We start from the raw sequence: 14719 nt of genomic DNA on the forward strand, positions 1-14719 counted from the left end.
CTCTATTGGTTTTTACGATATAGGCTAGGCGAAATTCCCTTTAACTTGCGGAACACTTTCGTAAAGTAACTGTGGTCGGAGTAACCGACTTTGCTGCCTATCTCTGCGATCGAAAGCGCCGGGTTATCCCGCAGCAGCTCACAGGCCTTGTCAATGCGAAGACGGTTCAAGTATTCATTGAAGCCTTCTTTATTATGAACGGCAAAATAATTGGATAAATACGAGGCGTTAAAATGAAACAGCTTCGCCACTTCCGTTAAGGTCAGCGGTTCCGATAGATGCTCGTCGATATACTGTAAAATCTTTTGGAAGGCCGGCGAGCCGGCTTTTTTGCCGGTGACGCATTCCATGGCCTCGTTCAAAAATTTCTCTACCAGCGCGATCACGTCCGTAATATGATCCGCCTCATGAATCGAACGAAAATACTCATATTTGCTTTCATCCAAGGAAGCCGCCTCATAATGAAAATGCAGCAGCGAAACGATAATATTGAAAAGGCTGTGGCCTAATGACGATTTCAAGGCGAACATGTCCATGTCCATCCGTCCAGGCATCGACTGCACATAGCTGCGCAGCCGCTCGAACGCCTGAGGATACTCTTGGCGGTTCAGCCCGGCATTAAACGCTTCCATATCAAAGCTGACGCTTTCCCCTTGCTCCTTCAGCTCATCCAAAATCAAATACTGCCGGTTCGACAAAAAGAAGCGGTGGTTGACGATTTGCATAATTTCGTTGGCATACACCTCGTGCATCGCTTCAATGTCTGTAAAAAATCGGCTAAGCGCGAAAAACAAGCTTCTGCCCGAGCTGGCCCCGGCTTCCGCAAGCTGTCTGACCAAGCGTGCAGCATCCGCTTTGGCCTCCGGATCCAGGTTGAGCAAGAAGCGGATTTGCCCGTCTTGATGAGACAGCAGCCGCACGGTCATTGGGCTTTGCATTTGCTGCACACCGGCTCCGATAACCGCCTCGGCCCATTCTTCACTGCGTTGAAGCGTGGCCGAACCAAGCTGCTGCGCATCCCCGATCAATAGGGCAAAGTCCGAATATGGAAGCGCGCTGGTCAGCTCCTGACGGTCGTACGGGATGGAATAGCCGGATATCAGCTTATCGAGAATATAATCCAGAGAATGCTTGCTTTCGCCGGCCAGCTCCATACCCCGCAGCTCAGGGATGCGCTGAGCTGTTTTATGCAGCACTGCGAGCAGCGAATCGGCATCGAGCTTCGGCTTCAGCATATAATCGGCAACACCGCTCTGAAAGGTCGAACGCACGTATTCAAATTCGCCGAAGCTGCTCAGCACGACAATTTCAATGTCCGGGTACATCGCTTTCACGACTTTCGCCAGCTCTGTGCCGTCCATCACCGGCATCACAATGTCGGTCAAAATAATATGCGGCCGGTGCAAATGAACCAGATCCAGCGCTTCCTTGCCGTTGGCGGCTTCGCCGACGATTTGAAACCCTTCACTTTCCCAGTTCAACAGATGGATAATTCCTTGACGCACCAGCATTTCATCGTCAACCACGAGGATTCTGCCCTTAGCCTCCATGTTCCGCTCCTTCATTCCAAATATAATTAGTCTCGCAATGACTTCCATTTTTATACATGTAAAAAAACGAGAGAGGATGCTTCGGTGTGAAGCGTCCCTCTCTCGATTCTATGATGGAAATAGCCTCGGTCGTGCCCATCCTTGGCAACCTATTCTAGCAAAAAACTTATGAAATTACAAAGAATATGCAAGATTGTGGCGGCTCTAAGTCAACACTTCGATGTCTCTTTTTGTTTAAACCCAAGGGGACTTGGAAATAATTCTCTGAAGAGGTTTGGATAAATGGGGGATACCCGTGCAAAACAAATTAGGCAACGATCTCATCGGCATCCTGTCCGCGTTCTCGATCATCATATTGGCCGTAGGGTTAATGAATCACGTCATGGTCATCCCCCCGCTTCTCCATGAGGCAAAACGGGATGCTTGGGTAAGCGTATTGTTTGCCATACTGCCCTATTTAGCGTGGACAACCCTTTTATTCTACATTATGAGGAATACAGATCAGCAGCCTCTTTTTACTTGGCTGACACAATATTATGGAAGAGTGATCTGCGGAGCCTATCGTCTTTTTTTCATTCTATACCTCTTCTTGATCATCGTGATGACGTTAAAGGAGACGACGATGTGGACACATACATCCTATTTGCCGCGCACTCCTCAGTGGGCCCTTTCCATTTCGTTGGTCCTGCTTTCCTGTTTTGCCGCACAATTCGGCGTACAGTCCATTGCGATTACATCGGGTATTTTGTTACCTTTCGTAATCATTTTCGGAGACTTTGTCATGAGCTCTAATCTTCCCCAAAAAAATTATTCCTTACTAACACCTGTTTTTGAAAATGGGATAGGCCCCATGATCAATGGGAGTTTGTATATTGGCGGGGGGCTTGTTGAGCTTATTGTCATTCTGCTTTTCCAGCATCAGATCAAAAAGAAAGTCCCGCTCTGGTCGTTATATTTGCTGGCTTGCTTTCTAGTCCTATTGATTCTCGGACCTGTAACGGGGGCAATTGCAGAATTCGGACCCTTCGAGGCTGGGGAATTACGATACCCTGCCTATGAAGAATGGCGGCTTGTCACGATCGGGAAGTACATCCGTCATGTAGACTTTTTATCTATCTATCAATGGCTGTCAGGAGCTTTCGTCCGTATAGCTATATCGATGTATTTACTCGTCGAATTGATGACAATGACCAAGCAAAAGAAGAATTCTGGTGTATTATTAGCGCTTTTCGGCATCGTGGTCGTAATCTTTGTAGAATTACCTATCAGTGATATGCAGTATACCGCATTCTTGAAGGGCTTCTACTTGCCAGGCTCCCTGTGGGGTACCACTTCGGCATTGGTCATTTTATTTGCATTGGCATTTTTTTCGAAAAGGGAGGTGAAAAGAGAATGAAATCGAATTGGTTTCGGAGACTTATTACACAAGAGGAAAATGTCCGAGTTGCTTCGGAAGCCCTCCCTTCATCTTCTCAAGATAAGGAATGGACCGCCGAAGAGATTAGTCAGCTATTTCGAAAATCAGCGGACATGAAAATGGAAACATACGAGCTGGGTGACACGGAACATTTGCAAAGCGTGTTGCTTTTTTATTGCGAAGGGCTGACGGACACCAAACCGATGAATGAATATTTGCTCCCTCGGTTGACAGACTTAATCAATAAGAATTTCAGTATGGAGCTGGATAAAAAACTAAAATTAGACCGCATCTATCAAAAAGAAGAAATCATTGACCGTGTTTTTTCCGGCGAACTCGTTCTATACTTTGAACAATTGAATGTCATATACACAGCTGATACGTCGTCCCCTCCTCAACGCCAGCCCGAGGAATCGAATACCGAGATATCCATTAAAGGCCCGAAAGACGCGTTCGTTGAAGAGCTTAGTACCAATGTAGCATTGGTTCGCAAAAGGCTTCGCAGCAACTCTTTGTGCTATGAACAGTTTACCATAGGCAAACGAAGCCGCAGTAAGGTCGCGCTTCTCTATGTTAACGATATTACGCGGACGGAGATCGTTGACGAAGTCCGATCACGGTTGCAGCATATTCAGATGGATTTGCTGTTCAGCAGCAGTCAGCTGGAAGAAATACTTTCGGATTCTTCCCGTTCCTTATTTCCATTGCTGCATTATACCACTCGTCCCGATTTTGTAGTGGATTGCCTCGCACGGGGCAGGTTTATCGTGATCGTTGATGGGGCACCAACGGCCGTCATCGGGCCGGCCAACTTAACGCTGCTGCTGAAGACCCCGGAAGATTTCTATATTCCATTCTATATGAGCTCGTTCGGACTGCTATTTCGCTTTGCCGGGCTTGTAATCTCTTTACTGCTTCCTGGTTTTTGGGCTGCACTTGCGTCATTCAACTTGGAGCAGCTTCCTTATCCGTTCGTTGCCACAATCTCTCTTTCACGTATTGGACTTCCGATGCCAGCACCTTTGGAAGGATTCTTGATGATCGCTCTGTTTGAATTGTTCCGGGAAGCCGGTGAACGTCTCCCCAAAGCAGTTGGACAGACGGTTGCCGTTGTCGGAGGCATTGTCGTCGGCGATGCGGCTATTCGAGCTGGACTTGCGTCCACGACCTTTCTCGTCATTGCCGCTATCACCGCCGTCTCCAGTTTCACTCTGGTCAATCAGTCCCTGGTAGGTACAGTCAGTATCATCCGACTCTTTGTCCTGCTCTGCGGGTCTACGCTCGGTATCTTCGGATTTAACCTATCGGTCATCGCCATTGTCGTTTACCTCTCTTCGCTCAAATCGTTTGGGGTACCGTACCTTGCGCCCTTATCCCCCATCCGCTGGAAGGATATTGTCATGGCGCTGCTCCGGAAGCCCTGGTACATGAAAACCCGGCGATCAGACATGCTGCAGACCAAAGACACGACCCGGCAACCGGAGGAATCCTAATGCGCAGAGTAGGGAAAATCGCTATGATATGGTTGCTGCTGCCGTTGCTAGCAGGGTGCTGGGACATTAAAGATATACAGGAAATCAACTATGTCACTTCCATTGGGTTCGATCTAGACAACAACCGGTACCGCGCGTATGTGCAAATGCTTGACTTTTCCTCCGTAGCGAAAACAGAATCAAGCAAACCAACACAGCCCATGCCGGTTTGGGTGGGGGTTGGTACGGGGGAGACCTTAATTGGAGCATTCAATGATCTGTATAAAACCTCACAAATGCGAACTTCATTTGGTCAGCTTAACACAGTTGTCATAGGTGAAGGCCTCATGAAAACAGGAATGAAAGATGTGAAGGAACTTCTGAGCCGCTATTATGAGTTCCGATACACACCATGGGTGTTTGGAAGCCGACAACCTATCGATGAATTGTTTGAGATTACCCCTTTTTTCAATCTATCGCCACTCATGTCCGTGCTGAATCAACCTCTAGAAGTATACAAACAACAATCTCTCATCGCACCTTTAACATTGAGAGAGTTTATTTCGGAGACGCGTGAACCTGGTAACTCCACGTTCCTACCTTCATTGTCAATCTCAAGTCATACTTGGAGAAACGGTAATCAGCAAAAGCCAATGCTGAAGATCGACGGTGTTTTTGTTTTTCAGCGTGAACATTTTCAAAAATGGTTCGACTGGGAAAGCGTTCAAGGACTTAGGTGGGTTGAGCCTAAGACCGAACGAAGTCCGCTTCTGCTCCGTTCCGAAGGTAAGCCTCAAGCATCCGTATCCTTGGAAAAACCCAAAATCAACATAGTTCCCCAAGCCGGAGAGGATCAAGTCACTTTTCATATGAACGTAAAGATTTCAGGTTATATCAGTGAAATTTTACAGCAGCCGATACCCGAAACGGTTCTGGAGCTAAGAGTCGCGGAGGAAGTAAAGAAACAAATCAAAGATACCTACGAGGAAGGACTTAAAAAAAATTTGGATTTGATGCATTTAGAACACGCCCTCTACCGGCTAGACAACCGGGAATGGAAAAAATGGCGTGATCGCGGAGGTCTGAATCTAACTCCAGATTCCCTCAACATGACGGTCGAAGTTAAATTAAACCACTCGGGAAAAATCAAGTACTGATTCTCCCGCAGTGGTCAATAGCTGTATGACTCGGGCTGCCGTTTTCATCATGCGGCAGCCACTTTCTGTCTCCTTTCTCCTTTCTGCATCAAAAAATATTCGCCTTGTTTTTGTACAAAACCCTTATATATTCGAAAGCATACCATGCAGCAGCTTCATTCATCATTTTCAAAACCTTTTCATCTTCATAATCGGCTTGTTTCAAATGCTTTTCGAGTGTTTCACTGAGACCATCACTAACATTTTTTATTAAATCTAGATATGGAGCGTAATCCTTTAATAGCTTTGGCACTCTTTCATACCCCTGATGGATCATCAATATGGCTTCTTCCTCAGAAATTCCATAGCTCTCTCTTAATAGATCTTTGAGTCCATCCAATAATTCAGTGTTTTCATTTTCATTCAAGGACACAAATGTGGTTTCCGTTTCCATACACTTCCTCCTATTTGGCAATTTAGCACAATAGCGTATAATTGATTTGTAGGATCAAATTTAATATAGCTTTTATTTAGAACAAAAAGTTATACTTTTTCGCCACAAAATGTCACTCAATTGATATACTTGAGATTGGGGGGGAGAGTTGGATGGAAATCATAGAAAAGGGTTTTAATGTTTTAAATAATAGGGACATAGAGCTACGATATAGAATGGTAACTACAGAAAACCCTCGTATTTTTTATCATTATCACAAAGGCATCGAGGTCATATTTGTCCATCGGGGTAAAGGAAACCTGACCCTCAATCGCAGGATTTATGATTTGGAATCAGGATGCGTAGTCATTTTACAACCTTTTCAGTTACACCGTATTCAATTTGATACGAGTCAATGTCCATATGAGCGCACGGTTTTGAATTTTGAACCCTCAGCCTTCACACCTTTTCTTAAGAATTTCCCTATCCTCTTCCGTTTTTATGAGCAGGTGTGGAAAGAACAACTTGTTAATCAAGTGTTCCGTATAGAGAGCAACACGGCTTATATTTCAGGCGTTCTAGAACGTTTAAATGATCTTTTTTCGTGGCACGAGGATATTAACCCGGAAGCTGCATCGATGCTGATTCTCAACATTTTTGATTATCTCAAATCATTGCATAACGGCCATTCCGTTGCAGTCGCACGCCATGCAAGCCATGTTGAGAAAATAATGAATTGGATAGAGCTGCATTATACAGAACCTTTTAACCTCAACACCTTAGCCGAAGAACTTTATCTTTCTAAGCACCATGTCTCCCGTCTGTTTCGATCCGAAACAGGGGGCAACATCACCGAATATATAATCGCTCGAAGAATAAGACAAGCTTGTTGGTTGCTTAAAACTGAGTCCAAATCGGTTGAACTTATCGGATTGTCCGTCGGAATCCCCAATTTCCCTTACTTTTGCCGTCTATTCAAAAAAATAACGGGCTTAACTCCCATTCAATATCGTAACAGCCATTTAAATTAATTGAATTACTATCCGTTCTCATATCTCACGATCAAAGATCCAGCGGGCTGCTTAGACGATCCGCATAAAAATCAAAATAGAGCTTGCCATCCGTACCCCGTACAGCATAAAAGACATCACCTAGTGCATATCCCTTACTACGTACAGCCTGCTCTAGGGACTGCGTTTCCATACCGGCTTCCTGCATATGCTCAGGAATCACCTTCCCCTCCATGATTAGTTCAATCGGATATTTGGATTTGGATTTGGGTTTCTTTGGTTGGGGCTTCCCTTGGAGATGTGACTGTGATTGGTAATCTTGAAGGGTGAGCGTCCGATACTCCTTCTTCTTAAGCACCGAGAGCTTTCCGTTATTCTCAAGGAGCGCATACTGGACTTCGGCGATGTCGAAGATATCTTTCTCACGAAGCATCTCGTTCAACGAATCCAACGTATACTTATTTTTCTTCATATGATCCTCCAGCAGCTTCCCGTCCTCAATGAGCACGGAGGGTTTGCCGAACAACCATTTTTCGGTATTACGGCTCTTTAAGGTTAGAAATGAAATGATCCACGAGGTAACCGTAAACACAAGTAGGGAAATCAGCAGATGAGAGGAAGCAATTTTCTCATTGAATGCCAAATTAGCGGCAATGGCGCCTAAAATGATTGTGGTAACAAATTCATGAATATTCATATTGGATAACGTCTTCTTACCGATAAACCTTGTAATGACTAATAGAAGAACGAAGGCTGCAATGCTTCGGTACAAGATAATTAGATAGTCTGACACTCATATACCTCCGACAATTGTGTATTTGGAAATATTTTGCTCAAAGGGCATTTATTTATTCGCCTCCGATGAGAACAACGCATATGATGATGTGCGCCTACTATTTCCCGACATTGGAGGAAGGTTCATGTATTACGTAAGTTCTTACTGGAGAGCTCCTACTCTTGTTCCCGTCTGGCTCATTACGCCTCAGCAAGCTGTTGAACTAATTAAGGAGTCTGTGCAAGGTGAACGAAGTGATGAATTGTTTTACGACCAGCTGATCAATTTGGCACCGAATGCGCAGCAAGCCGCGATCATCGCCTCGATCCGAGATGATGAACGCAGCCATAATCGTATGTTTCGGCAGATGTACAAGGACTTAACCGGCTATGAAATTACAGGGGAAGTGAATGAAGAGAACCCTATCGTGGACTCCTACATGGACGGCTTGCAGAAAGCGTTCGAAGGCGAATTGGCCGCGGTTGAGAAGTACAGAAAAATTTGGTTTGGGCTCCCGAATGGCATCTATAAGGACACCTTGTATGGAATAATCGTGGATGAGCAGAAGCATGCCGCTAAGTATAACAACCTGCTTATCAATAATATAAAAACTGCGCTCTAGCCTATTGTTCGAGGTCCTGAAAACAGACAAACTCCTGCGTCTCGTTTAGAGCGCAGGAGTTTGTCTTACAAACATAATACAGCAAATGCTAGGCTAGTGTTTCGATCTATTCCGTAAACCGACTGTTATACAAACGTTTGCTGAACGCCTCAGCAATGATTAAAAGCAAAATGGGGAACAAGATATAATACCATGAGTCCCACCAAACCGTACTAAACAAAATCCTACCTTTTTTCAAGGAATATGTCACTATGAGTGTTATCATCACTGTTAATACAGTTTTTATCCATTTATTTATCCAAAACCTTTTCACTAAAAAAACTATTATAATACTAATGCCTATGTAATACACAACCGCGAAAGCACTTGTGTCATAAGACTGATTTAAATACCAACCAGGTCGATAAACCCTGTTCGAGAAAAACATAATGGGGAGAAAATGCAAGGTACCGGATATAGGTGCTATGCATAAATATAAAAAAACGGAATGTAGAAAACCATTTAAGGAATAAAGCATCCGCCGATAAATGATTTTTGAGAGTGGAAAATATATTAAAAGACCGATAACCGTATATTCAATTCGCCACCAATGTAGGGTGTAAATTTGAAGCTTCACGAATAGCCATTCGATTCCTGCGAGCAATATCGTTGCCGCAATCATCCAAACCCAGTTGAGCTGAAATGTGGAGATGATGGTGGCAGCCACAGGAACTGCAATCAAATTCGAAGTTATCGCACCCAGATGGCTATCGTAATATGAATTGTATTTGATGATGTTCGGGTGATATAGATAGCTTCCCAAGAAAATATAGATGACGGCTTCAATGAGATACGCAATTTCGACTAGTACGAGGAATTGGAATATCGTAAGCATGTTTCTTTGTTTATAAAGTACGAAGGCAAGTAAAATCAAAAAAAGTACACTCAATCCCACATACCAAAATGTATTATGAGTCACTCCTACTCACTCCGCTTCATATCTAAATAAACGCCATGAGGTACATAATTTCCCCATTTCTAAATAATTTATCCTATCTTGTAGTTGTATAAATCAAAGCTTGTGAGCAGAAAAAGCCCCTGCAGGGGCTTTTTTACATGACCTCAAAAGTGATATTCTCTGTAAATTCATTTATATCAATAAAATTGCGGCTGGCCTCCTGCAAGTATTCGCCATTCACTTGCACATTAATAAATCGGATCCCGCTCACTCCCCGCTCCGCATTGTAGCCATGTATGCGAGACGGATTCTCATGTCTTCCGCAGTACGTGATATCTTTGAATGTAATATTTGAAATTCCCTTGCCAGGGACCGGGTTGTACTTCGCATTCCAGACGACCCGTAGATCGAACAATTGCCCCTGTTGGAAATCCTCTACCCGGATATTATCGAACACAACATCACGAACGGTATTATTATCCCCAGCATTAATAGCGATCGCCCCCCAATAATCGGGCTGCGGCTCATGATGCTCCAGAATATCGATATTCTCAAACCGGATGCCGCTCACTTGATCCCCGTTCCCCTGATGGTTGCCGTGTGAGCCCAAGTTAATAGGATGTGCAACGTCCGCCCATAGAACGGAATTCCGCACGGTGATATCACTCGAACCCCCTCGATACTGCCAGCGGCTTCCGTAAATCGCAATGCAATCATCTGAATTACGCATAAAAATGTCATCAATGTCGATATGCGAGCTAGCCATCATATCAATGCCATCCGACCAACCGCGGGTGCTAAATGATTTGAAATTCCGGATCGTAATGTATGCCGACTGCCCGATGTAAATACTGTAATGAGGAGAATCCACGGTGATGACACCCTCAATGTGGATGCTTCGCGAGAATTGCAGCCGAATGGCGCGGAAAGCCGAGAATCTGTGGAATGCCTCCAAATAAATGATGCCTCGGCCGCGAATCGTAACATTCTCTGCATGTCTGCATACCAGCGAGCCGGCAAGCACGGCGCCCCCCGCCAAGTAAACGGTCGTATGGGATGGAATAAGCAAAATGGTCTCCTCCAGCCAATGCATGCCCGGAGCGAAATAAATGACCTTAGGTGCCCGTACACATCCGGTATGTACATCAGCCATTTCCAGCAGCTGCTCATTGCGGTGAATACCGGGCCCAACCACAAGGACACCTTCCTCCTGCATGTCCGGAACATCGGACTCGAGCGGATTGGCGAACACATGCAGATTATGAAACCGATCCCCATCCACTTCAATGGACAGTTTTCGCGGACGATCCAACGGAAAGGTAAGAGAGTTCCCATTCTGCTCATACACAATTCCTGCTGACAGGGGTCGAATAGCGACCAAGCTAATACCGCAGCGGTTGCCGGTTACCTTAACCTCTACCGTTCCCTCCATGTCGAAATATACCATTGAAGCTGCGCGCACTTCGTGCATATCGACCTTAACCCGATATACGAATAATTCTTCCCAAGTTCCTCCAGGAACTCGTACCCACACCGAGAAGTCATCGTTTGCGGGCGCTCCGGCGGGAGCTGGGTATATGACAGTTTTATTCACGACTAATCCTCCTGCAAGCTTTGTCTGAATTCAATCCCAGGACGCCAAGTCAGCTAGCCGGTTGGCGCCCATTCTATTCAGCGCTATGTGTGCGCCCCTGCGTGCCCCTTGAATTATCTAGTCTCGCAGCCTGTTATCCGATACTTAAAGCCCTTATAATTACCGCTTCGTTCAATGGCTAAGCTTCCATCCCAGTCCAGCTTGATCCAATTGTAATGACCATCCCGGAATTCAAAGGATTCTCCATCATCTTCATAGAGGTAAGCCGCTTCAGGATGATCCCCGAAACGAATTACGGTGATGTCAAAGACGGTATCATCGGAAATGTATGGAAGCGGCTTGGCAAGAGGAAGCAGCGTTCCTTCTTTTACAAATACCGGAATTCGCTCAAGTCCCGGTGCCAAGGTATACGTTTGCCCGCCTGAATAAGATTGGCCTGTCCAGAAACAACGCCATTCGCCTAAGGGCAAGTAAACGTTTCGTTCTGAAGTTCCCGTTACGATGGGAGCAACCAGAATGGCATCTCCCATCATATAGGCATCGTCGATCCCATACGTGTTGGGGTCATCCGGATAATCCATGACGAGCGCTCGGAATGGAGGTAATCCGTTTTGATTGTATTTCGCATAGCTGGCATACAAATACGGAATGAGCGACATGCGAATTTCGAATAGATTTCGGCAAATCGCTTGGATCTCCTCAGCATTATCAAGAAATACACCTTGAACATTTAATTCACGATCCACCTGCATCCACGGCGGATTAGGAATACGCCAGCAGTTGAGAAGCGCCATTGGAGAGAAAACGGTTGTCTGAATGCGACGTATTAAATCTTCCGCCGATGCCGCCTGGCGCACTTCCGGGGTCCAGAGAAGTCCGGAGAACCCCGCATTCACGACCCCACGGATAAACACTTTATGGTCATATAAATCGCTATAAAGTACAAATGGAAACGGAGCCGCGAGGGCGCCGGAGGCACGCACTTGGGACAACGTTCTTCGGCCTGCCTCTTCGAAAGGGGCTTGGATTACCGATTGATACAGAGTACCAATCATATTGTGCATCTGTTCCCCATCCATACCAGACGGGAATACGGAGGTGTCCGGGAATGACCAATTGGAATGAACAAAATCGGAACTATCGCATTCATCTAACTTGAACCCTGCGATCCCCTTATCCACGAATGCATGCAAATGATGTTTGGTAAACACGTCCTTCGCCTCAGGTATAGACAGATCAGGAACTAAGCCTTCCCAAACTTCGTAATCCCCGGAATGAGGCAGCAGCTCTTGGTACATAGGTGAAGTTGGATGCACAAAGAGATGCTCCCACAGATTGACACGATAATTGTTCGCATACAGCTCATTCAGCATATCTTCATGTTCCGGAAACCTTACGTCATCCCAAACAAAGGAGCATGAATAAGCCTTGGTTTGCCATCCCGGTTCAAAGCCAAAAACATCGACAGGCATTTGATCTTTTCTAAACCCATCAGCTAAGCGCATCACATCCTCACGTTTGGCCGCACTGTACGCACGGTACCACATCCCAAGGCTCCACATAGGTGGCAGACAGCCGCCTCCCGAGAACAGGTTATACCGCTGAACGGCCTTGACCAACGTCGGTCCTTCAAATAGATACACATCGATTCCCTGTGCTGCCGGTACGTCAACCACGACAGATCGATCGCCTTCCGTCTCCTGATAGCCATACAGCTCAATCTCCGAGGTTCCGATTTCCTTATGCTCAAGCTTCTTGTACTCGGAAGCTCCTTTGCGCAAGTTCGTTCCACAGTAAAAAGTCGCATAACGGGCTGTATCCACGTAAACACCGTAACCGGCCGTTGAAACATAAAAAGGCACCGGCGCATGGCTGTCACCCGTATCCGCAACAGGGTCACTATTTACGCGGATCACTTTCTTTCTGCCTGTATGATCTGTGCGATGCAGCTGTAGTCCGAAGCCATAAATATGCTCCGTTGCTTTTAGAGGGATTTCCATATAAACCCCTCGAGGCGTTTGCTTCATAATAATTTCGTTGTCAGAAAACGGAGAAGTCCCGCTGCAATCAAGTTTCTCTAAGGCTGCTGCGTTAATTGAAGATTCACGTAATTTAACAGGTGTATGCGTCTCTGTCGTTCCAAAACTTAATTTCCAAATGCCATTTGCAATGTTCTCCATTAAACATAACCTCATTTGCAATATTTCCATCAGTATATCACTTCGATTTCCGGAAAAGTTATGTTATGATATCGGAAAATGTTCATTTTTTGTCATATCAGGAGGATCATGAAGCGGCTATTTGAGTATGTGAATTTAGAGCGAAGAACGATCTTTTGGGATTACCTTATTCGGATGCAGAGCAATTTTAAAGGCTACTATCATTGGCATCAGTGCTGCGAGATCCTGTTCGTTCATGAGGGGCAAGGCCGTGTCGTCCTCAATCGCCAGACCTATGACATTCGCAGAGGCATGCTATTCTTCTTTCAACCCTTTCAATTGCATCAAGTTTATGCGGATGTAAGTCCAGACACCCCTTACTGCCGCACCATCTTTTATGTCGATCCGCTCATTATGGACACACTTTTGCGTCCTTTCGCCAACCGTCATGCTCTTTTCACCTCGTTATGGCAGGGCAAAGGCGACTGTCAGGTTTACGATTTATCTCACCAGGCTGAAATTTTAGAATGGCTATTTGGCGCCTATCAACAAGCTTACCTCGCGGGAAAAGGGGAAGAGGATGAGGAACTGACATTTTTATTTGTTCATTTGATGAGCTGTCTGCTCTCGGTTGAAAGAAAAAATGTCGAATTGCCTCCTGCAGATACTCATGATAGGAGAGCTCAGCGATATTCGGAATTGATGATGCAGTGGATCGAGGACCATTTCCATGAAGAGATTAACCTGGATCGGCTTGGAGAGCACATGCATTTGTCCAGTTCCTACCTATCGAAAGTATTTCAACAAGAAACCGGGAGCAGCCTCACCGATTATGTAACTGCACGAAGGATCAAGCAAGCTTGCCGGTTATTGGACACTACGATCTTATCCGTTGAACAAATAGGAGAGGCGATCGGATTTCCGAATTCTTCTTATTTCATCCAAGTCTTCAAAAGAGAAGTAGGCATGACGCCTTTGAAGTTCAGAAAGCTGGAAGTATGACCGAAATCGGATTTCTCCGCCTTGTCCTCCTAAAAAAGCTTAAAACCAACGCCCTCTCCTGGACAACGGAGCGAGTTTTTTCATCAATCGAAAAGGGCGGTAATAAGCGACCTTCCGCCCAATTGCATAAGCATCATGTTCAATTCGCTGCCGCTCAATGGCCCACTGCTCCTCATTAGAAGCGTCGAGTAAAAGCTCGGTACTGTGCCATCCCTTGGTTCTGCAGTGAGTCAGAATGAATTTGGATAATGACTCGCTTTAGCATAATTCGTGCATCAGGCCATGCTTGGTCCTCGCTCAGTATCATATACAGTGCCAAGGGCAGGTCATTATTGATGTGTGTGTTGATGCCAAGCAAAGCATCCTGCAGTACGAAGCCATATTTGACGGCAGCCTCATGAAAAGCAAGCTCCCATGCAGGTGAACAGGGCAGCCCTGCCTCGTAAGCATCGACAGCATCGAAGTAGAGCTTCGCGAAGCCGACTAGAACACGCTCCATCCAAACGGTATCATGGAAAAAGCCGGATGCAAGACGCTTTTGCATCTCCTGCGTCATCAACAAATAGACACGCTGAAATACGGCCCGATGGACCGAAATCGCATTTTTCCTTC

12 protein-coding genes are annotated in these 14719 nt (G+C 45.6%); 6 read left to right on the top strand and 6 right to left on the bottom strand.

Translation table 11 applies throughout. The features are described from left to right. Positions 1 to 2 precede the first annotated feature (2 nt). Positions 3 to 1550: a response regulator transcription factor gene (locus tag PUT07_RS00055; protein WP_274465679.1), complete on the bottom strand. Its 1548-nt coding sequence runs from the start codon at positions 1548 to 1550 to the stop codon at positions 3 to 5. 295 nt (positions 1551 to 1845) lie between these two features. Here PUT07_RS00055 and PUT07_RS00060 point away from each other — a divergent pair, with 295 nt between their 5' ends. Genes PUT07_RS00060 through PUT07_RS00070 form a run of 3 tightly spaced genes read left to right on the top strand, consistent with a single transcriptional unit; the run spans position 1846 to position 5596 of the window. Further along, positions 1846 to 2946 carry a GerAB/ArcD/ProY family transporter gene (locus PUT07_RS00060; RefSeq protein ID WP_274465680.1) on the top strand — a complete coding sequence of 367 codons (1101 nt, stop codon included), beginning with the start codon at positions 1846 to 1848 and terminating at the stop codon, positions 2944 to 2946. After that, complete coding sequence (locus PUT07_RS00065) at positions 2943 to 4460, top strand: spore germination protein (protein WP_274465681.1); 1518 nt, start codon at positions 2943 to 2945, stop codon at positions 4458 to 4460. Before PUT07_RS00060 ends, PUT07_RS00065 begins: the two co-directional genes overlap by 4 nt. Next, complete coding sequence (locus PUT07_RS00070; protein ID WP_274465682.1) at positions 4460 to 5596, top strand: Ger(x)C family spore germination protein; 1137 nt, start codon at positions 4460 to 4462, stop codon at positions 5594 to 5596. Before PUT07_RS00065 ends, PUT07_RS00070 begins: the two co-directional genes overlap by 1 nt. Positions 5597 to 5684: 88 nt before the next feature. On the opposite strand, the gene PUT07_RS00075 is transcribed toward PUT07_RS00070, so the two are convergent. Continuing rightward, complete coding sequence (locus PUT07_RS00075) at positions 5685 to 6029, bottom strand: hypothetical protein (RefSeq protein WP_274465683.1); 345 nt, start codon at positions 6027 to 6029, stop codon at positions 5685 to 5687. 152 nt (positions 6030 to 6181) lie between these two features. Here PUT07_RS00075 and PUT07_RS00080 point away from each other — a divergent pair, with 152 nt between their 5' ends. Next, positions 6182 to 7039 carry a helix-turn-helix domain-containing protein gene (locus PUT07_RS00080; RefSeq protein ID WP_274465684.1) on the top strand — a complete coding sequence of 286 codons (858 nt, stop codon included), beginning with the start codon at positions 6182 to 6184 and terminating at the stop codon, positions 7037 to 7039. A gap of 31 nt (positions 7040 to 7070) precedes the next feature. Here PUT07_RS00080 and PUT07_RS00085 read toward each other — a convergent pair whose 3' ends face one another. Then, entirely contained in the window at positions 7071 to 7811 is a 741-nt protein-coding gene (locus PUT07_RS00085) for a DUF421 domain-containing protein (protein WP_274465685.1), read from the bottom strand. Positions 7812 to 7938: 127 nt separating this feature from the next. Here PUT07_RS00085 and PUT07_RS00090 point away from each other — a divergent pair, with 127 nt between their 5' ends. Next, on the top strand, positions 7939 to 8415 hold the full coding sequence (locus PUT07_RS00090) for a ferritin-like domain-containing protein (RefSeq protein WP_274465686.1): 477 nt from the start codon (positions 7939 to 7941) through the stop codon (positions 8413 to 8415). A gap of 1091 nt (positions 8416 to 9506) precedes the next feature. On the opposite strand, the gene PUT07_RS00095 is transcribed toward PUT07_RS00090, so the two are convergent. Together PUT07_RS00095 and PUT07_RS00100 are read right to left on the bottom strand one after the other, a co-directional pair. Next, positions 9507 to 10946 (bottom strand): glycosyl hydrolase family 28 protein, encoded by a 1440-nt coding sequence (locus PUT07_RS00095; protein WP_274465687.1) that lies wholly within the window; start codon positions 10944 to 10946, stop codon positions 9507 to 9509. Between the two features lie 113 nt (positions 10947 to 11059). Then, entirely contained in the window at positions 11060 to 13156 is a 2097-nt protein-coding gene (locus PUT07_RS00100) for a glycoside hydrolase family 31 protein (protein ID WP_338000729.1), read from the bottom strand. A gap of 78 nt (positions 13157 to 13234) precedes the next feature. Here PUT07_RS00100 and PUT07_RS00105 point away from each other — a divergent pair, with 78 nt between their 5' ends. Then, a complete protein-coding gene (locus PUT07_RS00105; protein ID WP_274465689.1) occupies positions 13235 to 14107 on the top strand; it encodes an AraC family transcriptional regulator in 873 nt (290 codons plus the stop codon). 175 nt (positions 14108 to 14282) lie between these two features. On the opposite strand, the gene PUT07_RS00110 is transcribed toward PUT07_RS00105, so the two are convergent. Continuing rightward, positions 14283 to 14705 (bottom strand): DUF5995 family protein, encoded by a 423-nt coding sequence (locus tag PUT07_RS00110; RefSeq protein WP_274467406.1) that lies wholly within the window; start codon positions 14703 to 14705, stop codon positions 14283 to 14285. Positions 14706 to 14719: the final 14 nt, after the last annotated feature.

The organism is Paenibacillus sp. MAHUQ-63, assembly GCF_028765165.1.
GTDB lineage: Bacteria > Bacillota > Bacilli > Paenibacillales > NBRC-103111 > Paenibacillus_E.